Source organism: Bacillus sp. BS98, assembly GCF_008432245.1.
GTDB classification, from domain to species: domain Bacteria; phylum Bacillota; class Bacilli; order Bacillales; family Bacillaceae_G; genus Bacillus_A; species Bacillus_A toyonensis.
In genome coordinates this window covers 432,714-458,861 of record NZ_CP043830.1, presented here as the reverse complement: position 1 = coordinate 458,861, position 26,148 = coordinate 432,714, and the positions used below count along the sequence as shown (strand labels likewise).

Sequence of the window (26,148 nt, the reverse complement as noted above, 5' to 3'; positions counted from 1 at the left end):
TATCCATCAGTAAACATGCGTTTCACCGATGGATATATAAATCTATTACTCTACATCTAAACCAAAGTTATTACATAGAGAACCTAATCCACCTTGGAATCCACTTCCAATTGCATTGAACTTCCATTCACCTGCATGACGGTATAATTCACCCACTACTACCGCTGTTTCAATAGAGAAGTCTTCTCCTAAATCGTAACGAATTAATTCTGCATTTTTCTCTTCATCTAGAATACGTACGAAAGCGTTAGAAACTTGTCCAAAGTTTTGGCTACGGCCTTCTCCATCATAAATTGTAATTGTGAAACAAATACGTTCGATGTGAGCAGGAACATTTTTCAAATCTACTTTAATTGATTCGTCATCGCCCTCACCTTCGCCTGTGCGGTTATCTCCTAAATGCTCTACAGCACCATTCGCACCTTTTGGATTATTGTAGAAGACGAAATCCTCTGCGCCTGAAACTTTACCATTCGCACCTACTAAGAAAATACTAACATCTAAATCGAAATCGTTTTGTCCGTCATAACGATTCGTATCCCAACCAAGTCCTACAAGAACTTTTGAAAGACCTGGATTCGTTTTTGTTAAATCTACCTTTTGTCCCTTTTTCAACGAAATTGATGCCATATACAATTCCTCCTCGGTTTATTTTATTGATAACGTGATACAATCTCACTTAAATTTTTATCTTGTGTTCCTTCTCCAACCGCTGAAAACTTCCACTCACTTCCGTGTCGGTACATTTCTCCTGCAATTAGAGTCGTTTTGCCAGCATAGTTATCTGACAAGTTATAACGTGCTAATTCTTCACCTGTTTGCGGGTTTTGAATACGAATATATGCATTACGAATCATCCCAAAATCTTGACGACGATTTACACAGTCATAAATATTTACAACGAATACTAAACGATTAATACGGCTCGGAACTTTATGTAATTCTACGAAAATTGTTTCGTCGTCACCAGCGCCTTCACCTGTTAAATTATCTCCTGAATGAATAATACTACCACAAGTAGAAAGTTTGTTTCCAAAGTAAACTAAATCATTTTTATTTAAAAAACGCTCTCCTTCTAACATAACAACTGATGCATCACAATCTACATTTGGTTTACTTCCAAATAATGAAGACAGAAACCCACCTGATTGCCCAATTGGATCCCAGCCTAAGCCAACCTGTAGTTTTGCTACTCTCGGTTGTCCTTTCGTTAAATCGATCTTTTGTCCTTTTTCTAAAATAATAGGCATGAAGTTTCTTCCTTTCTACAAAGCATTTTCCTAATCGGAAAATATTGTATTCTTCTCTTATATTGTAGCATTATTTATCTATTGAGAAAAAGAATAAATTCTCAATTATATGAAAACACCTATATCATTTATTTATATTGATGTAAGAAGTGGTAAATCGAACCAATCACTCCTGCGTGATTACGATTTTGTGCGATTTTAATCTCGCAATTACTATAAATCTCAGGATTTAAATATTTTCGTACCTCTTCCTTTACTTCTTCTAAAAATCGATTACCTCTATTAGTAATCCCTCCACCAATAATAATTACTTTTGGATTGAAGATATAAGCAAGATTACTAATTCCAATGGCTAAATGTTTAAAGAATATTTGAACGGCATGTATAACTTCTTTATCCTTCTGATCATATAATTCAAAAATTTTTTCACCGTTCCAATTCCCGCTACCTTTATACTTCCGCACAAGAGAAATTAACCCTGAAATCGAGGCAACCTCTTCAAATTGTTTCCCTTCGATCAACATATTGCCCCATTCACCAGCACTAAATGAATGACCTCTGTACAGTTTTTTATTAATAACAATAGCTCCCCCTATTCCCGTTCCAAGGGTAAGCATAATGCAATTATTTTCATTTCTTCCAACACCTTGCCACATCTCTCCAAACAAAGCACAATTGACATCATTTTCAATGGATATAGGAACTTTTAATACAGCTTGTAATCTATCAATAATAGGAATACCAGCATAGCGTGGAATATGATCCACGCCGCCAGTTATGATTCCTCTATGAATATCTACAATTCCGGCTGTACTAATACCGATTCCAGAAACAACATGTTCATTCATTAATTGCTCCGCCAAGCTAATAATCTTTTGAACGATTTGTTCCCCACCTAAATGGGCCTCTGTTAATGTAGTTTCGTGATTTAGTAATATCCCAGATTTTGAAATAATCCCATATTTAATCTGTGTACCACCAATATCAAATGCGATATATTTTTTCACACTGTCACTTCCTCTAACATTATGAACTTCACTTTTCTGTATTGAAATGATGATGTTTTCCTTTAATAAGAGTTCACAAGATTTACAGATCCAGCTTTTACGTAGACACTGTTGTATTCTTTATTATCCGAAACAATTTCATAATACGATCCTTGTGGTGTATTAACTGTTTTCTTAATGGCTACCATAATGTTGCGAGATGTCATTCCAGTCTGACCTTCAGCCATACTTTTGAATATCGGAGAACCTGCCGTTAACGTTCCAAGTCGATATTTATTTAAATCTTTACTTCCATTCATTGCATCAATTCTATACATAAGCGAGGCAATTTGCTGTCCCCAATTTTCATCACTTGCATACATGACGTTCATTCCTTGTGCCTTATCTCCTAAGTTTCCACCATTATATGTATTTCCACTTGGATTTAAGTAATGCTTATCTATATATGCCGCACAAAAATCAATACCTTCTTCCCATGTTTTGAATCCAGTTGCACCATTATATGGATCTGAATCTACCGCTCTAAAGCCAAATAAATTTTTCTTATCTTGCGCGATACGACTTGTTCCCCATCCTGATTCTAAAATTGCATGTGACACTAAGTAACCGGCATTCATCTTATATTTCTCTGCTGCACTTACAAAATATTTTCCTAATCCAATAAGTGGACTCTTTGCATTCGATTTACGTAAGAAATTATCAATTTCATCTCCTGTATAAGTAGATGTTGCACGAAGTGGCATATACTCAAAGTATTGATAACTATCTTGTCCTCCAATTTGCTTCTTATCAAAAGCCTCGTAACGCTCTCCTTCTTTTAAATGTTTCGGAGCATTACCAATTTGATACGTTGCATGTTTACCATTTTCCGGATTGTATACATAATGATATAACTTGCCATTTTTAGTTGCATAATACGACGTTTTCTCACCAGTCATTGTCGGATGTAATGTAACATCATTTATATTCACATAACCTGTCATACCATCAATTTGGACATGAATACGATCATCAACAGCTTTTACAAATTTCAGGTCAGCTCCACCCTTTACATATGTGAGCTTTTTACCCGTCGTAATATCATAAATATTAATAACACCATTTGCACGAACGAAACCTTGCTTCATATTTACAACTTTACCGTCACTTTTAATGTAAGCATCTTCTTTCATATTCTGCATAATTTGTGTTGCTTCCGCTTCATTTGGTTTTTGAACCTTTTGTGATGAGGTAACAATTTCATAAGAAGACGAACCTTGTTTAACTTTTAAGAACTGTAACGAAACATACCCCTCTCCGCCATTAAAACGGATTTTTGCCCAGCCATTTTCTTTTCCTATGATCGTAACAGTCTCTCCATTTTTCAAATGACCGACAGCTGCCGCACCTGTTGATGGACCTTTACGTACATTTAATAAAGACGCATTTACAACTGCTCGTTCTTCTGTTACCTGTCCAGGGTTTGTTGGGTTTGTTGGATCTATGGAATCTTTACCAATCGTTATAAACTCTAACGACACATACCCTTCTTTTCCTTGGTAATTGATTTTCGCCCAGCCATTTACTTTTCCTAGTACTGTTACTTTTTCACCATTTTTTAAGTTTCCTAGAACCGAGCTACTTGTATTCGCCGCACTTCTTACTCGGAGACTTGTCGCATTGATCGTTCCTACTTCTTGCGTTCCATTCGTAATGTCTTCCGCTGGCTTTTCTTCTTGTTTTCCTGCTTCTAACTTCACAAACTCTAACGACACATACCCTTCTTTTCCTTGGTAATTGATTTTCGCCCAGCCGTTTGCTTTTCCTAGTACTGTTACTTTTTCACCATTTTTTAAGTTTCCTAGAACCGAGCTACTTGTATTCGCCGCACTTCTTACTCGGAGACTTGTCGCATTGATCGTTCCTACTTCTTGCGTTCCATTCGTAATGTCTTCCGCTGGCTTTTCTTCTTGTTTTCCTACTTCTAACTTCACAAACTCTAACGACACATACCCTTCTTTTCCTTGGTAATTGATTTTCGCCCAGCCGTTTGCTTTTCCTAGTACTGTTACTTTTTCACCATTTTTTAAGTTTCCTAGAACTGAGCTACTTGTATTTGCCGCACTTCTTACTCGGAGACTTGTCGCATTAATCGTTCCTACTTCTTGCGTTCCATTCGTAATGTTTTCCGCTGGCTTTTCTTCTTGTTTTCCTGCTTCTAACTTCACAAACTCTAACGACACATACCCTTCTTTTCCTTGGTAATTGATTTTCGCCCAGCCATTTGCTTTCCCTAGTACTGTTACTTTTTCACCATTTTTCAAGTTTCCTAGAACTGAGCTACTTGTATTTGCCGCACTTCTTACTCGGAGACTTGTCGCATTAATCGTTCCTACTTCTTGCGTTCCATTCGTAATGTTTTCCGCTGGCTTTTCTTCTTGTTTTCCTGCTTCTAACTTCACAAATTCTAACGACACATACCCTTCTTTTCCTTGGTAATTGATTTTCGCCCAGCCATTTGCTTTTCCTAGTACTGTTACTTTTTCACCATTTTTTAAGTTTCCTAGAACCGAGCTACTTGTATTCGCCGCGCTTCTTACTCGGAGACTTGTCGCATTGATCGTTCCTACTTCTTGCGTTCCATTCGTAATGTCTTCCGCTGGCTTTTCTTCTTGTTTTCCTGCTTCTAACTTCACAAACTCTAACGACACATACCCTTCTTTTCCTTGGTAATTGATTTTCGCCCAGCCGTTTGCTTTTCCTAGTACTGTTACTTTTTCACCATTTTTTAAGTTTCCTAGAACCGAGCTACTTGTATTCGCCGCACTTCTCACTCGGAGACTTGTCGCATTGATCGTTCCTACTTCTTGCGTTCCATTCGTAATGTCTTCCGCTGGCTTTTCTTCTTGTTTTCCTGCTTCTAACTTCACAAACTCTAACGACACATACCCTTCTTTTCCTTGGTAATTGATTTTCGCCCAGCCATTTGCTTTCCCTAGTACTGTTACTTTTTCACCATTTTTCAAGTTTCCTAGAACTGAGCTACTTGTATTTGCCGCACTTCTTACTCGGAGACTTGTCGCATTAATTGTTCCTACTTCTTGCGTTCCATTTTTAATCGTTGCATCTGATGTTTTCGGTTGTTCCGGCTTTTTTATCTCTTCTGTGTTGCCATCAATTTTCACAAACTCTAACGATACATACCCTTCTTTTTCTTGATAGCTTATTTTTGCCCAACCATTCGCTTTTCCTAGTACTGTTACTTTTTCACCATTTTTTAGGTTCCCTAAAACCGAGCTACTTGTATTCGCTGCGCTTCTTACTCGTAAGCTTGTTGCATTGATTGTTCCTACTTCTTGTGCTCCATTTTTGATTATTGGTTGCAGTTGCTTTTGGCCAGAAGTGTCAGGTGTTTGAATTGCATCTCCAAATTTTAAAAACTCTAAAGATACATATCCCTCTTTTCCTTTATATTCAATCTTTGCCCAGCCGTTCGCTTTTCCTAATACCGTTACTTTTTCATTTTTTTGAACATAGCCAATCATTGAACTACCTAGAGTTGGACTATTACGTACATTCAAACGAGTTGCCGTAACAATTCCCTCTTCTTTTTGTCCATTATTAATCGTTAATTGTTGTTTTTGTTCAACGTTTGGATTTCCATTCGAAAATCCTAAAAATTGTAATGTGACATACCCCTCTTTTCCATCATGAGAAATTTTAGCCCATTCTTTTTCCTTACTTAAAACTTGTACATTTGTTCCCTTTTTTACTGTTCCTATAACTTTCCCTTGAGTTGTAGGTTGTTCACGTATATTTAAATTTGTTGCATTTACTGTCGCTAAATTATCACTTTCTGCAAAGGCATGCGTCGAAATAAAAGATGTTGCTGTCGCTAGAAATGTACCTGTTATTATTTGTTTTGTTGTTTGTTTCATAATTTTTTATAAGAATATAAGAAATCCTATATTCTTCAGCCCTCCCTTTTTTATTCTTCTTACTATTAATCTTAACATATCATTCCGAAATATTTATTTTGAATATCTAAATATAGCCATAAAATTTGTGAACATCTTATCTATATAGTTTTTTGCATAAAACTATATCTCCTATGAAATATTACAAAGGGATGTATTTTAGATGGAATATTAATTTTTCAGGAGGAAAACAATGACGAAAATCTTCATTTTAGCATCAACACTTTCTTTATCTTTTTTTAGCGGCTTGAATATCGGTAATGCAGCCACGGAAAACTTCTCTCCAACAAACGCTATTGTACAAAACAGCGATCATTTAGCAGAAGGAAACTCAAAAGATAATAATAAACCTCCAGGAAGCAACGGTTCTGATGGTAGCGGTTCTGATGACAGCGGTTCTGGTGGTAGCGGTTCTGATGACAGCGGTTCTGGTGGCAGTGGTTCTGGTGGTAACGGTTCTGGTGGCAGCGGCTCTGATGGCAGCGGTTCTGGTGGTAACGGTTCTGGTGGCAGCGGCTCTGATGGCAGTGGTTCTGGTGGCAGCGGCTCTGGTAGCAACGGTTCTGGTGGTAGCGGCTCTGGTGACAGCGGCTCTGATGGCAGTGGTTCTGGTGGCAGTGGTTCTGGTGGTAACGGTTCTGGTGGCAGCGGCTCTGATGGCAACGGTTCTGGCGGTAGCTGTTCTGGTGACAACGGTTCTGATGGCAATGGTTCCGGTGGCAACGGTTCTGATGGCAGTGGTTCCGGTGGCAACGGTTCTGGTGGCAGTGGTTCTGGTGGCAACGGTTCTGGTGGCAACGGTTCTGGTGGCAGTGGTTCTGGTGGCAACGGTTCTGGTGGCAGTGGTTCCGGTGGCAACGGTTCTGGTGGCAGTGGTTCTGGTGGCAACGGTTCTGGTGGCAGCGGCTCTGATGGTAATGGTTCTGGTGGCAACGGTTCTGGCGGTAGCGGTTCTGGTGGCAGCGGCTCTGGTAGCAACGATTCTGGTGGCAACGGTTCTGGTGGCAACGGTTCTGGTGGCAGTGGCTCTGATGGCAGTGGTTCTGGTGGCAGTGGTTCTGGTGGCAACGGTTCTGGTGGCAGCGGCTCTGGTAGCAACGATTCTGGTGGCAACGGTTCTGGTGGCAATCGAGTTAAGGGCGATAGCAGTTCACAAGGTGGTAACGTAAAAGATAATGCGACAAAACAAGGTGATAAGTTACCTAATACTGCAGCACATTATCCTGCATCTATTTTAATAGGACTTTCAACATTCCTAATTGGTATATTATTGTTTATTCGCCGTAAAAATGCAAAATAAAGACCAACATCCTTCCATCTAAAAAATACATGAAACCAATATAAAACTAAAAAGGGCTTTGGATTGCAGTTTATTATGCAACCCAAAGTCCTTTTGGCATCTATCAGAAAGCGTATTAATATGCTTTTCCCCAATAGACCATGTGCTTTGCTTCTTTACTACAGCAAATACATTCGTCAGCTAAATGTTCTTGCTCAAAAGGCATACAACGTGAAGATACTCCAACTTCTTCTTTTAATTTCTCTTCACAAGCTAGTTCTCCACACCACATCGCCTTAATAAACCCTTGCTTTTCATCAGCTGCTTTTTTCATCTCTTCGAAATTCGTCACACTATACGTATTCTCATCGCGAAATACTTTTGCTTTATTAAATAAAGAATGATGAATTTCCTCCAGTAATGATAGAATGCGTTCTTCTAATTGATCCATTGATATACATTCTTTTTCTTTCGTATCTCTTCTTACAAGTACAACTTGATTCTTTTCAATATCCTTTGGACCCACTTCTAATCGAATTGGAATTCCCTTCATTTCATACTCATTAAATTTCCAGCCCGGTGTTTTAGTGCTAGCATCTATTTTTACACGCGCAACCTTCTGAATACGTCCTTGTAACTCTGTTGCTTTTTCTAACACACCTTCTTTATGCTGAGCAATAGGTACAATAACAACTTGTACTGGAGCGACTTTTGGCGGCATTACAAGTCCGTTATTATCACTATGGACCATAATAAGTCCACCTATCATTCTCGTTGATACACCCCACGAAGTTTGGTGTACATATTGCCACTTACCGTTACGATCTAAAAACTTAATATCAAATGCTTCAGAGAAATTCGTTCCAAAGTTATGAGATGTTCCTGTTTGAAGTGCTTTTCCATCATGCATTAAACTTTCAATCGTATAAGTTGCCTTCGCTCCTGCAAACTTTTCTTTTTCTGTTTTTTGTCCTTTAATGACTGGTATCGCTAAGTATTCCTCGCAGAAAGAGGCATACAGATTTAAAATATTTAACGTTTCAGCTTGCGATTCTTCTGCCGTTTCATGAATCGTATGGCCTTCTTGCCATAAAAATTCAGTTGTACGAAGGAATGGTCTCGTTGTCTTTTCCCAACGAACTACTGAACACCACTGATTATATAACTTTGGTAAATCATTATATGATTGAACAATCTTTGAGAAATGCTCACAGAATAAAGTTTCCGATGTAGGACGTACACAAAGTCTTTCCGCTAACTTTTCATCCCCGCCATGCGTAACCCATGCTACTTCAGGAGCAAATCCTTCAACATGATCCTTCTCTTTTTGCAATAAACTCTCTGGGATAAACATTGGCATATACACATTCTCATGACCAGTTTCCTTTAACTTTTCATCCATCACTTTCTGCATATTCTCCCATAAGGCATAACCGTACGGACGCAGAATCATACACCCTTTTACACTTGAATAGTCAACAAGTTCAGCTTTTTTTACAATATCGGTATACCACTGCGCAAAGTCCTCTTCCATCTTCGTAATGGCTTGCACTTGTTCTTTTGCCATAGTCAGTCTTCCTCCTTTTAGAAAATACAAAAAAGCCCGCGCCCCTAAATAGGGACCGAGCTTTGCCGGCGTTACCACCCTGATTCATACACAAAAATTGTATATGCTCTCTTTTTGATAACGGGAATTTCCCGCTGCATATGCAGAACTCAAAGGTAGGTTCCATATCGCCCTTTAAGAATCTTTCAGCCAAACGGATTCTCTCTCTGCAAAAAAGGTTGGACATGTACTAGTCCTTTTTCAGCGTTATAACGAAATAAATTTGTTGATTATCATAATACAAATTCTTTTTTAAAACAATAGCTAATTTTCTTATTTTTATATATTCTTTTCATTTTTTGTAGTTTTATACGTAGCTCTTTCGAACGATTTTCACAAGTTGATGTGCAACCATACCGATAAGTGTACCAAGTAGAACGAAGAAACAAATAAATCCATATCCCATTCCTTCCCACCCACCAATAGCTATCATTGTTACAGGAAAGAAAGCTAAACAAAGAAGTACTAAACTAAGTGAAAATATAATATCAAACTGTTTGTCTGGAAAACGTTTCTTTAGTAAATATGAAATAGCAAATACTAGGAGAATCGTGATTCCACCAATGATGTAAAAAATACCAAATCCATCTAGCCAGTCCATAGTATTCCCTCCTTTCATTCAATCCCTTATACTTATTATATGTTTAATTTTTCTGAAAATAAATAATAAATTTTATTCAGAAACATATTTTTATTACTAGGTATTAATAGTAATATATAAGAATAGGTTTTATATAATTAGGAGGATTACTTTATGGATAAAGCATTAACTAATCGTGTCATTATTTTATCATTCGACTGTTTATCAGCTTTAGATTTTCCTATACTACAAAAATTACCTAACTTCCAATCTCTAATAAAAAAGGGCGCGGTTGTAGAAAAAGTAGAACCAATTTATCCTTCTGTAACATATCCAAGCCACTCAACAGTCGTTACTGGAAACTACCCTAATAAACATGGTGTTGTTACCAATACTTTACTTCAACCAGGACGTGAATCACCAGATTGGCATTGGTACCGAAAATCGATAAAAGGAACAACATTATATGATGAAGCACGCAAAGCAAATTTAACGACAGCAGCCCTTCTTTGGCCTGTTACTGGAAGAGCAAACATTGATTACAATTTACCGGAAATCTTTCCAAATAGACCGTGGCAAAATCAAATTTTAGTTTCATTATTTAGCGGTAGCCCGCTATACCAATTAGATTTAAATCGACGGTTCGGTCATATACGAAATGGATTATCACAACCTGAACTCGATGATTTCGTTCTTGCTTCTGCTGTACATACAATCCTTACAAAAAGGCCTAATGTCATGTTTGTGCATTTCACTGATTTAGACACACAAAGACACTATCATGGCTTTGAATCTAACGAAACAATAGCAGCTATCCATAGGCACGACGAACGTCTAGGAAAAATTATTCATGCATTAAAAGAAAGTGGAATATACGAAGAAAGTACAATTATTGCCCTTGGTGATCATAGCGCTTTAAGTGAAAACAAATCAATTCAATTAAATGTGCTATTCCATCAAAAAGAGCTTATATCTCTAAATAAAGAAGGTAAATTAGTAGACTGGAAGGCCTACTGTCAAAGTTGCGACGGTTCTGCCTATGTATATGTGAAAGACAAAAACGATACGGATACCATTCGGGAAGTACAACTACTTCTTGAAGAACTGCTTCAAAATAAACAAAATGGCATTGAATTTATACTTCATGATGAAGCGGCGAAAGAATCCGGTGCAGATGGTAATTGTTTATTTATGTTGGAAGCACAAGAGGGGTATTATTTCACTGAAAATTATACCGGTGATTTTATAAAAGAAATTACTAAAAAAGATGTTACTTCTAGTAAAAAATATACATTTGGAACTCATGGTTACTCCCCAACAAAGCCTAACTATGAAACAATTTTTATCGCTGCTGGAAAAGGTATTCAAAGTGGCGTTACAATCCCGTATATGAGACTTATTGATGAAGGTCCGACTATCGCAAGATTACTCGGTTTGCACTTAGGCGAAACAGACGGATCCATTATAGAGGATTTACTACAATTGTAAAGAACTGTGTATATATGTAAAAGTTATGTAAAAATCATCACTGTTTCTCTTTTTATAATTTTTATTTTTGTACACTGTTAGTAGAACAATTTAAGGGGGAACATTATATGAAAAAAATGTCCAGACAAGAAAAAAGCTGGATATTATATGATTGGGCGAATTCGGTATATTCGCTCGTCATTACAACTGCACTATTCCCAATTTACTTTAAAGCAGCTGCAAAAGAAGCTGGACTATCTGGTGCAACTTCAACAGCATATTGGGGATATGCAAACTCATTCGCTACACTTTTAATTTCTATACTTGCTCCTATTCTCGGCACAGTTGCTGATTATAAAGGGTTTAAAAAACGATTTTTCACATTCTTCTTTGGACTCGGCATCGTATTTACAAGTATGCTAGCAGTCGTCCCAACATCCCAGTGGTACTTATTACTAGGTTGCTATATGCTAGCACTAGTCGGTTTTGCTGGAGCAAACATTTTTTATGATGCATTTTTAGTAGATGTTACCTCTAAAGATAGAATGGATCGAATTTCTACACGAGGCTTTGCATTAGGCTATATTGGGAGCACAATTCCTTTTATCGGTTGTATCGCTCTTATTATTCTTGCTCAAAAAGGCACTATCCCTTTATCAGTCGGCATTGCCAGTCAAATTTCATTCGCAATAACAGCTCTTTGGTGGGGATTATTTACAATTCCAATGCTAAAAAACGTAGAGCAAACACATTATATTGAACGCCATCCAAGACCAATTGCAATGAGCTTCAAACGCCTTGCTGATACTTTTAAAAATATTAAAGAATATAAAACAGTCTTTATGTTCCTAATCGCCTATTTCTTCTACATTGACGGGGTCGATACAATTATTACTATGTCTACCGCTTACGGAACAGATCTCGGTATTAGTGCAACGAATCTATTAATCATCTTATTTGTCACACAAATTGTAGCTTGTCCATTCGCTTTATTATACGGAAAATTATCAGAAACATTTACAGGGAAAAAAATGCTATATGTTGGTATTATTATTTATATCATCATTTGCACATATGCCTATTTCTTAAAAACGACACTCGATTTCTGGATTTTAGCAATGTTAGTTGCCACTTCTCAAGGTGGTATTCAAGCACTTAGTCGTTCCTATTTTGCAAAACTAGTACCTAAAGAATCGGCAAATGAATTCTTCGGATTTTATAATATATTTGGCAAGTTTGCCGCGATCATGGGTCCAGTATTAGTCGGTGTTACAACGCAATTAACGGGAAAAACAAACGCTGGTGTCCTTAGTATTATCGTATTGTTTATTATAGGTGGATTCTTATTAACTAGAGTTCCTGAAAATGATACACCCGTTACACCACCTAATCCGAAAACTAAAACGCTATAAAAAGAAGATCCCCTTCACACAAGAAGAGGATCTTTCTTTATTTTTAACGATAACGCTTTACAAGTAAAAACTCTACAGCTGGCTTTACAACTCTAGCGGCACATAACGTAAGTAAAAGCGGTATATCATGAAAATCTATCCATTTATTAAAACCTACCGATGCGAAAAAAAAACCAAAAAATAAATACAATGCGTACATAATATGTAACATTTGCACTTGTTTTTCATACATGTTTTTCTAAATCTTTCTTCTCCTCATTTGCCCTTCAACATTATGCGATGCTACAAATAAATAGTGCATACCAGTTTACTTGAAGTTCAATTAACCAATAGTAAAGTGCAAATGCTAGCATACTTATAACTACTAATGTCGTAACTAAAAGACTTATTTTCTCTTTCCCCTACAGCTTATACAAAAATAGTTTATCAACAGTTGTTCCCAATACTTCCGCTAAACGAAAAGCTAACGCTAAGCTTGGATCATATTTATTATTCTCAATTGCATTTATCGTCTGTCTTGATACGCTACACTTATCAGCTAATGCACCTTGTGAAATATTATTTTCAGTGCGCAATTCATAGATTTGATTTTTCACATCGTTTCTCCTAACCTGTAAAATTATTTTTACAACATCAGTATATAGTTGGTACATTTCATTGTCAAAAGATTCCCATAGGAAAAGGGAGCAGTTCTGCTCCCTTACAATAGCTATTTCGAAGCGAATGAATTCGTTAGTTCCTCTTTATTAGCAACATCTTCTTTATCTAGTTGCATACGTAAAACCGGCCCTATCGCTAATAAAATAAGTGACATCGCTATACAAAATACAATAACTAATGAAGTCATTTCCTTCAATCCTCCAGCTAGTGATGTTCCAATTAACATTGCCCCCATAAACATTGGTAAAATGGTTCCATTCACTCTTCCAATCATATTTTCTGGTACAAGTTGAATCATAAGCGTACCGACAACGATATTAACACAAGCTAAACAAATACCTGTTCCAAATCGCATCAAACTAGTAATCCAAAATGATGTGGACAACCCTTCGACTAAAAATGAGATTGCTAATATACTCATACCAAATACAAACATCTTTTTCGGATTTACTTTTGAAGCGAAAACCGCAGCAACAATACCACCGATTAGCATACCTATTCCATCCGCCGCTGCTAAATATTGAACTGCTTCCTTTTCCATTCCAAGACGTTCTATTACAAGAAACACCTCTAATGGATTCGTTAATCCAACAGCTAAGCCCATAATTGTGAAAGTGATCGTAATCATACGTAAATTTTTCGTATGAAGAACGTATTTCCATCCTTCTTTTATATCATTTTTTAATGATTCCTTCACTGCTTGCTCTTGTTCAATCCATTTCGGTAAAAATGAAAGGGCGATAGCAGATAATAAAAATAAAATGATTAAACTATATAGTGACGTAAATAAACCAAGTTGTGTATACACAAGCGATCCTACAACTGGTCCGAAAATCATAAACAATGACTGTAATGTTTGGTTAAATGCAATCGCATTTGCTACCTGTTCTTCCTTTACATAGCGCTTAAATATGCGTGAAGATGAAGGCTGAGAAAACTGACCTACAATTGCGGAAACGAGTGTCGCAAAAAATATTGCCTGCCAGTAATCAATCTTTAACAATAAAACAATCCCTATAATAGACAGTACACTTAACACATCCCCAGCAACCATTGTTCTTTTCGGGTTCCAGCGATCTGCTAACGCGCCACCAATGAAAGAAAAAATAAAAATAGGTGCATATTCCATGACCGATAATAGTGACACTGAAACTGGATCATTATTCGTCCGCTCCATTATGAAATACAATAGGGCCATATTTCTGATCCAAATCGCAAATTGTTGTAAAATATCGGATGCCATAACGAGCATAAATGCTCGATTTTTAAATAAAGCTTTCATTTCCGCTCCTCCTTTTATAAACCGACCATTCGGTCTAATTCGTTTTAAAAGAAAAGCCGCTGACTTATTATTCAGCTGCCATCCCTTTTAACAATACATCTATTGCCTTTTTATAAACTCGCTTTAACTCGTTATAATCTAGCTCATAGTAAAGCACTCCAAGCCCTGATAATAAGCCATGTACAATATACATCAAATCGCGCGCATTTTCTTCACGAAACTCTCCAGACTGTATACCTGTTTCGATTAATCTCTCAAACATAACATATGATTCTCTAGTTAAAGCTAATAATTCATCTAGAACCTCTTTGCTCACAACTTGGCTCATAGAAAATTCCTCTATTGCACTCGAAATAGGTTGTTGTATATCCTCTACATAATATTCTGCGAGACCATATAATTTTTCAATACTAGTACTATACAACTTCTCTTTTTCATTCCATTTTTCAAGCCAATCATACGTATGCTGTTTTACTACAAATAAAAATAATTCTTCTTTACTTTTAAAATGGTAATAAATACTCCCTTTACTTCGCTCTGTAATTTCACAAATATCTTCCATAGATGTGGCTGCATAGCCTTTTTGTGAAAACAGATTTTCTGCTTTGTATGCAATTTCCTTCTTTATCTCTTCTGCGCTTTTTCTCATACTCACACCTCTTTAAACCGACCGTTCAGTCTAATGATAACAAATGAAAAACCTCTTTCGCAAGAGGCTATATTCCTTATTTACGAAAACGTACTTTCAAACCAAGTTCGGATCATATGTATCGTTCCAAATTTAAATCCAAGTTTAACAAGAAATACACCTCCAGCAACTAATAAAAACAATGCTACTTTCCCTTTATTTTTCACTTTCGGTTCCCTTCCCATTTCCATTCTCCTTATCATGTTAAAAATATTAAACAAACGTTTATTTAACTGTTAGTGTGCGTATGTAAGCCAACTAATCAAACGTTTGTTTAAAAAAGAAATACGCCTATATAAGGCGTATTCTTATCAATCACCGCCACCACCGCAACTACCTCCACTATCTCCTCCAAAAGACCCTCCACAGTCATGTGAACTGCTATCATGTGAGCTGTCATTATTATCAGATCCAGCAAAGAAAAAAAGCGGTGATGAGTTATTAGACGAATTATGTATGTTATTTTGTTTCGTAAGGTTTACTTTCTTTTTGTTTGATCGAACAGCTATTACAATTATTCCAATGACAACAAATAATAGTATGACAATAATAAATTCCATATAAAAACCTCCCTAATTCTCGAATAATTGAATGGTTCTCTCTAAATTTTCAAGTGAAATAAAGCGCGATTCACGAAGGATCTCTTTTCCATTATGAAATAACAAAATTGTCGGCCCTGTAAATACTGCATATCGCCCCGCAACTTCTTGCATGTCTTGTAGTAATATCTCTATTTTCTCTACGTAATCATAATTCTCTAATACGTAATTTACTTTCCTTAACATGACATCACAAACACCACAATTTTCTGTTTTAATAAATAGAAGTACTAATTGCTGTTCTTCAATATATGTTGCTAATTCTTCTATCGTTTCAAATGTATTCATCTTATCCCTCTTAACTTAATTTAAGAAATGCTGAACTATCTTTCTCTTTTCCATTACCTGCTGAAAACACAACGTTTTTGCTGTTAACCCTTCTTGTAATTTTTTCCTCTCTACTTCATCATAACAGCAAGCAATTAAATCTTCTATTTTTAATATATCTTTTGTAATTCCATTTCTGCTGGAATCATTCCCGCATTTTTTAAATTTTATAGCTCATCCTTAACTCTAGAGGTACCATTAAAAGATCTTCTAATTGTAGTGGTTTTCCTTTTCTCGAAATATAATCCAGATCACCATTCCAGATTGCTTGTCGAACCTTTTCTTCAGCAATGTTCAAAAACACATCCACACTATCCTCTCACTTACATATTTTTACTATTATTTTATATGAAATTTCACCATCTTACCACACCATTACAAGTTGACTTCATACAATTTTTTCTCAAATTTATTTATAATAAGCTATTTTCTTCCTCACCGGTCTTTCATTTTCATATGCAGTTTGTATTAAAGCCTTTTTGTATTGAGAAAGTCTTTCTTCATACAATAAAGCGTTTACACTAAATCTTACATTTGTTACGATTTAATCACCCCAGCTCCCTTGTATAGACTTCGTGATGTCTGATCATTTTTATCTAGACGTTTCATACGTCTAGATTCACTTTGATTTATCGGCAAATGCCTTTAAATATATCTTTTACCTTGAAAGGGGAAATGACTATGAGGTCAAAAAAATTCACATTACTATTGCTATCTCTACTACTCTTCTTACCTCTTTTTCTCGCAAATTTTATTACTCCAAATCTCGCATCAGCAAATTCACCAACGCAAAACCAAAAAATTATTGGGTACTTTCCTTCGTGGGGCATCTACGGACGTAATTATCAAGTTGCAGACATCGATGCATCAAAGCTCACTCATTTAAACTATGCGTTTGCTGATATTTGCTGGAATGGAAAACATGGAAATCCTTCTACACATCCCGATAATCCAAATAAACAAACATGGAACTGTAAAGAATCTGGTGTACCGTTGCAAAATAAAGAAGTTCCTAATGGTACTCTCGTATTAGGTGAGCCCTGGGCTGATGTCACAAAATCTTATCCAGGATCAGGTACAACTTGGGAAGATTGTGATAAATATGCCCGTTGTGGCAACTTCGGAGAATTAAAACGACTAAAAGCTAAATACCCTCATTTAAAAACCATTATTTCCGTCGGAGGCTGGACTTGGTCTAATCGATTTTCTGATATGGCAGCTGATGAAAAAACTAGAAAAGTATTCGCAGAATCAACAGTCGATTTCCTACGTGCATACGGATTTGACGGCGTCGATTTAGACTGGGAATATCCAGGTGTTGAAACGATTCCTGGTGGTAGTTACCGTCCTGAAGATAAACAAAATTTCACGCTCCTTCTTCAAGATGTCCGAAATGCTTTAAATAAAGCCGGTACTGAAGATGGAAAACAATATTTATTAACAATTGCTTCAGGGGCAAGTCAACGTTATGCCGATCATACAGAGTTAAAGAAAATCTCTCAAATACTCGATTGGATTAATATTATGACATATGATTTCCACGGCGGTTGGGAAGCAACTTCTAACCATAATGCCGCATTATATAAAGATCCGAATGATCCAGCAGCTGATACGAAATTTTACGTAGATGGAGCTATTGACGTTTATAAAAATGAAGGTGTACCAGCTGATAAACTCGTATTAGGCGTACCATTTTACGGACGTGGTTGGAAAAGTTGTGGAAAAGATAATAATGGGCAATATCAACCATGTAAACCAGGTAGTGATGGCAAACTAGCATCTAAAGGTACTTGGGATGATTATTCTACTGGTGATACGGGTGTTTATGATTACGGTGATTTAGCAGCGAATTACGTAAACAAAAATGGTTTTGTACGCTATTGGAATGATACAGCTAAAGTACCTTATTTATACAATGCTACTACAGGCACATTTATTAGCTACGATGACAATGAATCTATGAAATATAAAACAGATTATATAAAAACGAAAGGTTTAAGTGGGGCAATGTTTTGGGAACTTAGTGGTGACTGTCGCACAAGTCCAAAATATAGCTGTAGTGGTCCAAAATTGCTTGATACGTTAGTAACCGAATTACTTGGTGGACCTATCAGTCAAAAAGATACTGAATCACCAACGAACGTAAAAAACATTGTGGTTACTAATAAAACCTCAAGCTCAGTCCAATTAAGCTGGACTGCATCTACTGATAATGTAGGAGTTACTGGGTATGAAGTTACTGCTGGGGAAGAAAAATGGAGTACAACATCAAATAGCATTACAATTAAAAATTTGAAACCTAATACGGAATACACTTTTTCAATACTAGCAAAGGACGCTACCGGGAATAAATCACAACCTAATTCTATTATTGTAAAAACTGATGATGCTAACACAACACCTCCTGATGGTAATGGTAAGGCTACATTTTCAGTTACTTCAAATTGGGGAAGTGGCTATAACTTCTCAATTGTAATTAAAAATAACGGCACAAGCCCTATTAAAAACTGGAAGTTAGAATTTGATTATAACGGCAATTTAACACAAGTTTGGGATTCTAAAATTAGTAGTAAAACAAACAATCATTATGTAATTACAAATGCCGGATGGAACGGTGAAATTCCTCCTGGTGGATTCATTACAATAGGAGGTGCAGGAACAGGTAACCCTGCCGAACTTTTAAATGCCGTTATTAGCGAAAACTAGACGTAACATTCTTTAATTGTTTCACTAAAGTTTGAATTTAGGTTTGAATAATCTTTCCTAAATTCAAACTTTTAATTTTGCGAAAAATCACAAATCAAAATTACAATAACCTATTATAATTATATTTAGTTTTCAATATGAAGTTTGCGTGAAGTTCATCTGAATTTTACATGAATTTCCTTTAATTTCTATTGTCTTCCCATACTAATCACCTTATTCTTTATATATAGGAATAATTTTCATTCCATTTCAAGCTATCTATATATACAAAAAGATAGTTGCCTATTAGGGAAAGGCGTCTAATATTATTATAAATATAAACATAATCGCAGAAAAAGCACGCTTATAAGCGCACCATAAGAGTGCTTCTTCATACAATTCTCATGTAAGAGTTCTCGAAAATCATGTTAATCACAAAGAAAAGGCCGTAGCTTATATAAGCTACGGCCTTTTCTTTGTGATTATTTTTAAACGTTCCATTCTTCGATATTCCATACTTTCGTTATCCACGTTTCATAGAAAGAAGCTCATGTGAAACGATTAAAACTGTTAAAAGACTTTTTCTATTTTTTCATATAAGGAGCTAATACACTTAAAATTTCTTCCTTATCCTTCTTTAACTCCAATGATGTTAACATATCCATCGTTCGAGGACGAGGTAATTTCACTTGCACTTCACCAACTATTGATGCTGGTCTTTGAGATAAAATAAATACGCGATCAGAAAGTAAAATTGCTTCATCTAAGTCGTGTGTAACCATAACAATTGTTTGCTTTTCTTGATGCCAAGAATTTAAAAGCCAACTGTGTACTTCCATTTTTGTAAATGCATCTAATTTTCCAAAAGGCTCATCAAGTAGCATAATCGGCTTCTCACATAAGTATGTACGAAGAAAGCTAATTCTTTGGCGCATACCACCAGATAATGCATCAGGATAATGATCCGCATATTCATCTAACTCAAACTGCTTTAATGCTTCCATTCCTTCTGTTAACCTTTGTTTTTTAGATTTCCCCTCAATTTCTAATGGAAGAACAATATTTTGTAAAGCCGATCGCCACGGTAATAATAAATCTTGTTGTGGCATATAGCTTACAACATCTTGTTTTCTCACATGTTCCTCATTATAAAATACCTCTCCACTCGTTGGCTCTTCAACACTCGCAATCATATTTAACAATGTGCTTTTCCCACAACCACTTGGACCGACAAAAGAGACAAACTCTCCCTCCTGTATAGAGGCACTAATATTTGCTAATACATTCTTTCCATCGAAAGATTTCACAATATCTTTTATTTGTAATCCGCTCATTTTTCACTTGGAAGGAATTCATTTGTAAAAGCATCTTTTACATCAATTTTCTTTTTAATAACTTTGTTGTCGTATAAGAAATTCATGTAATTCGTCCAAACTTCTTCCTTCTGTACTCCCCACGCTTTTGCATCATCTTGATACTTCGTACTTAACCACTTTTGACTTTCTTGTACTAATTCCTTATTCACATCTGGAACAGCTTTAATTAAAATATCAGCAGCTTCTTTCGGCTCTTTAATTGCAAAATTATAACCTTCTGTCGTTGCAGTCATAAACTTTTTCACGAAGTCTTTATCTTGCTTCGTATGTTTTTCACTCGTAATAATAACAGGACTATAGAAATCAAGCGCTGGATCTAAGTCTTTCACCATAATCGTATTTAACTCTTTTCCTTGACGCTTCGCTTCAATGCCATCCCATCCATAATAAATCCATTCAAAGTCCGCATCACGACCGATTGATTTGAAGAAGTCTGTTTGTCCTAAGATAATTTTTTCGACTTTATTAAAATCAGCTTGATGTTTCTCCATAATTGTTTTTAACGTTGCTTCTTCTGCTGGTCCTCCCCAGCCACCATAACGTTTACCTTCAAAGTCTTTCGGTGACGTCATATTATCTTTTTTTAGTGATGCAAAAGCAGAGGTATTATGCTGAATAATTGCACCAACAGAAACAACTGGGATTCCTTCAACACGAGCTAATGTTACATTTTCCTGTGCGCTTATCGCAAAATCTGCTTTCCCAGAAGCAATCATCTGCTCTGCTGTGACATTATCACCAGGCTGGATAATTTCTACATCAAGCCCTTGTTTTTTGTAATAGTCTTTCGTTTTCGCTACATATAAGCCAGTATGATTCGTATTTGGAAACCAATCTAAAACAACTTTTACTTTTTTATCTTTACTTGCACTTTCTTCTTTCTTCGCCGGATTACACCCAGCCACACTTACTGCTAATAAAACAGCTAACATAATTTTTAAACCTTTTTTCATTTTCTGCCGTCCTTTCTATATATCCATGGTGCTGTTATTCTTGCCATAAACTCCACGATAAAATACAGACATAATGTCACCATGACGATAATTGCTGCAACACCAAATACTCGAGCAGTTAAAAAGGATTTTGTAGCTCTCGTAAGCATAACCCCTAACCCTTCACTTGCACCGAGCCATTCTCCGATAATTGCCCCCATCACGCTATATGTAACTGCAATTTTTAAACCCGAGAAAAAGTATGGGAGCACTGCCGGAAACTTTACTTTCTGGTAAACTTGCCATTTCGTTGCTTTCATTGTTTGCAACAATTTCAACATATTTTTATCTACAGTTTGAAAACCTTCTAAAATACTAAGCGCAATTGGGAAGAAACAAACGAGTATGACGACCATTACTTTCGGCAACATCCCATATCCAAACCAAATAATAAATAACGGTGCAAGTACAACGATTGGAATCGTTTGCGAAATAACGAGCAACGGATTTATTAAAATACGAAATAAAGGTATCACGTCCATAATAATTGCAATACTCGTCCCAAGTAAAATCGCAAAAAATAGTCCGATTATAACTTCCTGCAGTGTTTGCATCGTATTTGGTAATAGTAAATCCTTCATTCCAATTAATTCTTGAACAATGGCAGAAGGCTTTGGTAAAATCCACGGTTCGATTTTAAATAATGAAACAGATCCTTCCCATATCGCAATGAGAAGGATAAGCCAAATTGTTGTAATAAGTTTAGATTGCTTCTGGTTTTGCATATTCATCACGGTACTTCCAAACCTTTTCATCTATCGTTACACCAGTGCTTGGACGATAATGGATTTTAATAGAAGTAATCACTTCTTCAGCTCCAGCATCGACGCAAGCTTGCTGCGCACGTTTCACGACATCAAGAAGTACATCTAATTCTCCTTCCAACGTTGTTTCCATTGCTCCTACTTCATAACGAACTCCCGATTGTTGTACAACTTCAATTGCTTTATCAACAACAGAATATACATCTTTTGTTTTTGCTTGCGGTACTACTGAAAATGACATTGTAACTTGTTGTGACATAATAAAATCCCCCTTATAAAATATGTTTCCAAAAAAAGAAAAGGCTTTCCTACCATGTAGGAAAGCCTTGTATACAAGTTATTCTATAATAACTTATGCTACATCACTTTAAAGTAACTCCCTACGCTGGCATTATCCAGATCAGGTTGAGGGTCGATGTATACTTACATCCTCTCAGCCAATTGGCTCCCCGGTTCTTAATTCGTTCTCATTGTAGCATGATTTATTTTATTGAACAAACAAAAGCGTACATAATCATTTCATTACTTTTGGAAAATATCCAACTTTTTCACCATGAGCTAATAACAACTGAATAAATTCTTTATTAATCGCTGGCACTATCAGCTCTTTTTTCTTAGTCCATTCATTTGTTCTACGAGTACCCATGACAATTTCAGATTGCTGTGCTCCATCTCCTGCAACTTGAGAAGCAATTAACTCTGCTATTTCTTCATTTCCTTTTGCTAATTCAAGCCCGATATTTACATATTCCGAAAGTGGAACCATTTCAAGATTGTATCCACATCCCTCAATTAGCTTTATAAAATGTTCAAATTCAACTTGATGTGGATGACAAATATGTAACGTCTCTCCTACAATTTTTGGATCTTGTAAATACGATACAATCGACTTACTGGCAAAGTCAATTGGTGTAAAATCAACTTTCCACTTCACATTTGGTGCCTTTCCAATTAGAAGCATCGTTTTAATAAGACGATAAAATGCATTTCCTTCAATGTTTTGTTGGAACGAACCCGTTTCTGAATGACATGCTAGGTTACCTGCACGATAAATATTCCCTCGTATGCTGCTCTTCAAAGCTTCACGAACAAGATTTTCCGCCTGTAGTTTACTATCGGAATACACATTCTCTAACTCTACATTATAATTGAAATCACCTGTTTCCATATATGTATCCCATTGCTCTACCGCTAATTCTATCGGAATACCAATTGTAGAGATAAAGTGGAATGTAGCACCATTCTCGGCTAACGCTAGCATACGGCTCGTGCCTTGGACGTTCACATTTTTAAATTGTTTTACATCTCCAAAATGTCTTACATCTGCACCGCAATGAATTACCGTATCGACCTTAGAACTAATTAAAATAAATTCCTCTTCGCTCATCCCAAGATACTCTTCTCCCAAATCACCAGGTACAGCCTGTATACGCTGTAACCACTCTTCACATATATCATTAAAGTAGCTTGTTAATGTATCGATAATTCTTTGTTGCACATCTTTCGTCGGTCTTACTAAACAATAAATGGTAGCAGATGTATCTCTCAATAATTCATATAATATGTGCGACCCCAAATAACCAGTAGCTCCAGTTAAAAAGACATTTGAGATGTTAGTGTCTTCTAAAACATTCGAATAAGTAATAGTATTCGGTTCGTGAATCACCTTATATTCACGAAATACTTCTTCTGTCTCTACTTTTACTTCTCTCTCAATTCTAGCTAATCCATATATCGTTCTTTCTTTAAAGAAATCTTGAATTGTTAAATGTGAAAAATCTTCTTTTAACAATGTTAAGACTCTCAATACTTTCAACGAATGTCCACCAATTGTAAAGAAATCATCATGCACTCCAATTTTTGAAATTCCTAATACCTCTGCCCAAGCTTTCGCTATCTGTTTCTCCGCTTTAATAGAAGGCGCGACATATTCCTGTAGACGAACCGGCTCGTACTTTTCTTCTAATTGAGCTAACTTTTTAACATCAACCTTTTTATTTGGTGTAAGTGGTAGTTCATTAATATAAATTAATTTAGATGGTACCATATAATCCGGTAACTGCTCTTGTAACTGATAAACTAATTCTGGTATTTCCTTTTTGTTCAAAGTTGTATAGAATGCGATTAAATATTGGCTACCTTCCTTGCTCTTCTTAGCAAAAACAGCATTTTCTTTTATATTATGATTTTGAGAAATTTTACTTTGGATTTCTCCTAGTTCAATACGATGTCCTCTAATTTTTACTTGATCATCTTTCCGATGTAAAAACTCTATATTTCCATCCTCTAGCAACTTAACGATATCACCCGTTTTATATATATTAACTATAGGATTAAAGGGGTTCGGAATAAAAGCTTCAATTGTTTTATTAGGCTTATTAAAATACCCTTTTGCTAATCCTACTGAATCTATATATAATTCACCAGGTACACCAATTGGACAAAGATTCATATTCTCATCCAAAATCATAACTTGATAATTAGCACATGGTTTACCAATGGGAATACTCGCAACATCCTCATTTAACTGATTAGGTATTTTATAGGTTGTCGTCACTACAGTACATTCTGTCGGTCCGTATACATTATGAATTTCAACATTTGTACTTATTCTTTCTCTCCACAATTTAATAACCTCTACAGGCAACATTTCACCGCCAATCGCAATTCTTTTCAGGGAAGCTAGCTTATATATATTTTCTTCTGCTAAATAAGTTGCTACTTGTCGAACAAAAATTGTCGCTAATGCCAAGATCGAAGTTGCTTTCACTTTATAGATTGCATTTGCAAATGCTTCTACAGACAATCGCTCTTCCTCTAATAATACATACAAGTTTCCTCCGCAGAATAAAGAAGCAAATGACTCCCATACAGAAGCATCGAAACTAAAGGAAGGAAATTGGGCAAATACATCCTCTTCTGTCAATTCATATTGCTTTTGCATCCAAGTGTACAGATTAACAACGCCTCTATGTGCTAACATCGTTCCCTTTGGATTCCCTGTTGAACCAGATGTATAAATCATATAAGCTACATCATCACAATGAATAGACAACTTTACATCTATATCTTCATAAGTTTCACTATCATACATTGAAACTGTTTGAACCCCATCACATGTTATAGGCGTCTCTTTCATCAATATAACTTTCGCTTGGCTATCTTGAATAATGTACTGTATTCTACTTTCCGGATAATCTGGATCAATCGGAACATACGCTGCACCAGCTTTTAATATAGCTACCATACTTACTACTGTGTCTATGCTACGTTTCATAAATATTCCAACATAGTCTCCTAATTGGACGCCGTTTTTCATTAACATATGAGCTATTTGATTACTTTTTTTATTTAGCTCCTCATAAGTTAAAGTACCTTCCCTTGAAGATAAAGCTATACGATTTGGAAATTGAGTAACAGTATTATAGAACATATCGACGATACTTTTCTCAGGATATACTGCTGTCGTATCATTCACTTGACTATAAAGTGCCATCTCGGCCTCTGTAACAACATTAAAATGTTTTATACATTTATTAGCATTTTGTGATGTATAAATTAAAACACCTTGTATTTGTTGTGCATAACGAGTAATCGTTGTCTCTTTCCAATTAACACTATTAAATATCATTTCTACACTTTGCATATTTTTATTGAATACAAATTGTAACGTATTCTTGTCTTGTAGCTCATAATACGTTTCACCAATAATAATAGGTGACATTTCAGATGAATCATTACTATTTTGAAACGCTACTATTTCTCCCTCGTTCATTTTTTGGATCTGTTCCACTTGCTCTACAATCTGAAAGTTCAAACTTTCATAGGAAAGATAATTAGAAACTTGAATAGTAATAGGAAATAAACTTCCTCTTGTATGGTAAAGCACGATAATGTGCTGTTCTTTAGAAATATGATACAACCACGTTGCAGTTGCTCCTATTAAATCTACAATATGAGTCAATTTTGGAAATGGTATAGTTTTTCTTTGTATTCCAAACTCTATCTTTTGCGCATCTTTAGGTATTTGAATACTCCCTTCTACTTTCCCTAAAAATTCTTTTACCATCTCATTATAAGAAATCGCTAATTTCATATTTATGTAAATTCCTCTCCTAAATATAATAAAGGTGTGAAAATTCACACCTTTATTATCCCGTATTAACGGGCAGATTTGTTCAACTCACAATCAAAGGGGGCTGCCCCCCTGATTAAAGT

The 26,148-nt window shown here is 35.9% G+C and carries 21 protein-coding genes, 2 pseudogenes, 1 riboswitch and 1 other annotated feature; of the genes and pseudogenes, 4 read left to right on the top strand and 19 right to left on the bottom strand.

Features of this window, described 5'->3' with window-relative positions:
• Positions 1–45: 45 nt before the first annotated feature.
• The 4 genes from F0362_RS02380 to F0362_RS02365 all read right to left on the bottom strand — a co-directional run bounded on the left by F0362_RS02380 (position 46) and on the right by F0362_RS02365 (position 6,174).
• Entirely contained in the window at positions 46–630 is a 585-nt protein-coding gene (locus F0362_RS02380) for a TerD family protein (RefSeq protein ID WP_000146728.1), read from the bottom strand.
• 23 nt (positions 631–653) lie between these two features.
• Positions 654–1,250, bottom strand: coding sequence for a TerD family protein (locus tag F0362_RS02375; protein WP_001121599.1), 597 nt, complete (start codon positions 1,248–1,250; stop codon positions 654–656).
• 128 nt (positions 1,251–1,378) lie between these two features.
• Positions 1,379–2,257, bottom strand: a complete 879-nt coding sequence (locus F0362_RS02370; RefSeq protein WP_000759854.1) for an ROK family protein — start codon at positions 2,255–2,257, stop codon at positions 1,379–1,381.
• A gap of 62 nt (positions 2,258–2,319) precedes the next feature.
• A complete protein-coding gene (locus F0362_RS02365; RefSeq protein WP_080609534.1) occupies positions 2,320–6,174 on the bottom strand; it encodes an SH3 domain-containing protein in 3,855 nt (1,284 codons plus the stop codon).
• A gap of 232 nt (positions 6,175–6,406) precedes the next feature.
• Here F0362_RS02365 and F0362_RS02360 point away from each other — a divergent pair, with 232 nt between their 5' ends.
• A complete protein-coding gene (locus tag F0362_RS02360) occupies positions 6,407–7,513 on the top strand; it encodes an LPXTG cell wall anchor domain-containing protein (RefSeq protein WP_149889628.1) in 1,107 nt (368 codons plus the stop codon).
• 115 nt (positions 7,514–7,628) lie between these two features.
• On the opposite strand, the gene proS is transcribed toward F0362_RS02360, so the two are convergent.
• Positions 7,629–9,059, bottom strand: coding sequence for a proline--tRNA ligase (gene proS, locus F0362_RS02355; RefSeq protein ID WP_001040988.1), 1,431 nt, complete (start codon positions 9,057–9,059; stop codon positions 7,629–7,631).
• A gap of 47 nt (positions 9,060–9,106) precedes the next feature.
• Positions 9,107–9,312: a binding site (T-box leader), on the bottom strand.
• Between the two features lie 93 nt (positions 9,313–9,405).
• The gene (locus F0362_RS02350) at positions 9,406–9,699 is read right to left on the bottom strand and encodes a YesK-like family protein (RefSeq protein WP_000383863.1); all 294 of its coding nucleotides are present in this window, start codon (positions 9,697–9,699) and stop codon (positions 9,406–9,408) included.
• A 153-nt stretch (positions 9,700–9,852) separates the two neighbouring features.
• Here F0362_RS02350 and F0362_RS02345 point away from each other — a divergent pair, with 153 nt between their 5' ends.
• Together F0362_RS02345 and F0362_RS02340 are read left to right on the top strand one after the other, a co-directional pair.
• Positions 9,853–11,166 carry an alkaline phosphatase family protein gene (locus F0362_RS02345; protein ID WP_098009053.1) on the top strand — a complete coding sequence of 438 codons (1,314 nt, stop codon included), beginning with the start codon at positions 9,853–9,855 and terminating at the stop codon, positions 11,164–11,166.
• Positions 11,167–11,273: 107 nt separating this feature from the next.
• Positions 11,274–12,557, top strand: coding sequence for an MFS transporter (locus F0362_RS02340; RefSeq protein ID WP_000738837.1), 1,284 nt, complete (start codon positions 11,274–11,276; stop codon positions 12,555–12,557).
• A gap of 43 nt (positions 12,558–12,600) precedes the next feature.
• Here the strand turns inward: F0362_RS02340 and F0362_RS02335 are convergent.
• From F0362_RS02335 to F0362_RS02300, 8 genes and pseudogenes are all read right to left on the bottom strand, one after another.
• A pseudogene (locus F0362_RS02335) lies at positions 12,601–12,910 on the bottom strand (hypothetical protein).
• Positions 12,911–12,958: 48 nt separating this feature from the next.
• Complete coding sequence (locus F0362_RS02330) at positions 12,959–13,210, bottom strand: helix-turn-helix transcriptional regulator (protein WP_073990719.1); 252 nt, start codon at positions 13,208–13,210, stop codon at positions 12,959–12,961.
• 56 nt (positions 13,211–13,266) lie between these two features.
• Positions 13,267–14,499, bottom strand: a complete 1,233-nt coding sequence (locus F0362_RS02325) for an MFS transporter (protein WP_000645354.1) — start codon at positions 14,497–14,499, stop codon at positions 13,267–13,269.
• Positions 14,500–14,566: 67 nt separating this feature from the next.
• Positions 14,567–15,148, bottom strand: coding sequence for a TetR/AcrR family transcriptional regulator (locus F0362_RS02320; RefSeq protein ID WP_001231936.1), 582 nt, complete (start codon positions 15,146–15,148; stop codon positions 14,567–14,569).
• 80 nt (positions 15,149–15,228) lie between these two features.
• Entirely contained in the window at positions 15,229–15,372 is a 144-nt protein-coding gene (locus tag F0362_RS02315; RefSeq protein ID WP_000532280.1) for a hypothetical protein, read from the bottom strand.
• Positions 15,373–15,498: 126 nt separating this feature from the next.
• The gene (locus tag F0362_RS02310; protein ID WP_000394360.1) at positions 15,499–15,747 is read right to left on the bottom strand and encodes a hypothetical protein; all 249 of its coding nucleotides are present in this window, start codon (positions 15,745–15,747) and stop codon (positions 15,499–15,501) included.
• 12 nt (positions 15,748–15,759) lie between these two features.
• Positions 15,760–16,074, bottom strand: coding sequence for a thioredoxin family protein (locus F0362_RS02305; RefSeq protein ID WP_001091216.1), 315 nt, complete (start codon positions 16,072–16,074; stop codon positions 15,760–15,762).
• A gap of 15 nt (positions 16,075–16,089) precedes the next feature.
• Positions 16,090–16,423 (bottom strand): annotated as a pseudogene (locus F0362_RS02300) (DUF1992 domain-containing protein).
• 371 nt (positions 16,424–16,794) lie between these two features.
• Between F0362_RS02300 and F0362_RS02290 the strand changes: the two are divergent.
• Complete coding sequence (locus F0362_RS02290; protein ID WP_001256712.1) at positions 16,795–18,819, top strand: glycosyl hydrolase family 18 protein; 2,025 nt, start codon at positions 16,795–16,797, stop codon at positions 18,817–18,819.
• Between the two features lie 563 nt (positions 18,820–19,382).
• Here F0362_RS02290 and F0362_RS02285 read toward each other — a convergent pair.
• From F0362_RS02285 to F0362_RS02265, 5 genes are all read right to left on the bottom strand, one after another.
• Entirely contained in the window at positions 19,383–20,132 is a 750-nt protein-coding gene (locus F0362_RS02285; RefSeq protein ID WP_000016055.1) for an ABC transporter ATP-binding protein, read from the bottom strand.
• Positions 20,129–21,127: an ABC transporter substrate-binding protein gene (locus tag F0362_RS02280; RefSeq protein WP_000715546.1), complete on the bottom strand. Its 999-nt coding sequence runs from the start codon at positions 21,125–21,127 to the stop codon at positions 20,129–20,131. Before F0362_RS02280 ends, F0362_RS02285 begins: the two co-directional genes overlap by 4 nt.
• Positions 21,124–21,897, bottom strand: a complete 774-nt coding sequence (locus F0362_RS02275) for an ABC transporter permease (protein ID WP_001057166.1) — start codon at positions 21,895–21,897, stop codon at positions 21,124–21,126. Before F0362_RS02275 ends, F0362_RS02280 begins: the two co-directional genes overlap by 4 nt.
• Entirely contained in the window at positions 21,869–22,189 is a 321-nt protein-coding gene (locus F0362_RS02270) for an MTH1187 family thiamine-binding protein (protein ID WP_000082906.1), read from the bottom strand. The genes F0362_RS02275 and F0362_RS02270 overlap by 29 nt, the downstream gene beginning before the upstream one ends.
• A gap of 101 nt (positions 22,190–22,290) precedes the next feature.
• Positions 22,291–22,392: riboswitch (TPP riboswitch) on the bottom strand.
• A gap of 52 nt (positions 22,393–22,444) precedes the next feature.
• On the bottom strand, positions 22,445–26,026 hold the full coding sequence (locus tag F0362_RS02265) for a non-ribosomal peptide synthetase family protein (RefSeq protein WP_149889627.1): 3,582 nt from the start codon (positions 26,024–26,026) through the stop codon (positions 22,445–22,447).
• Positions 26,027–26,148 lie beyond the last annotated feature (122 nt).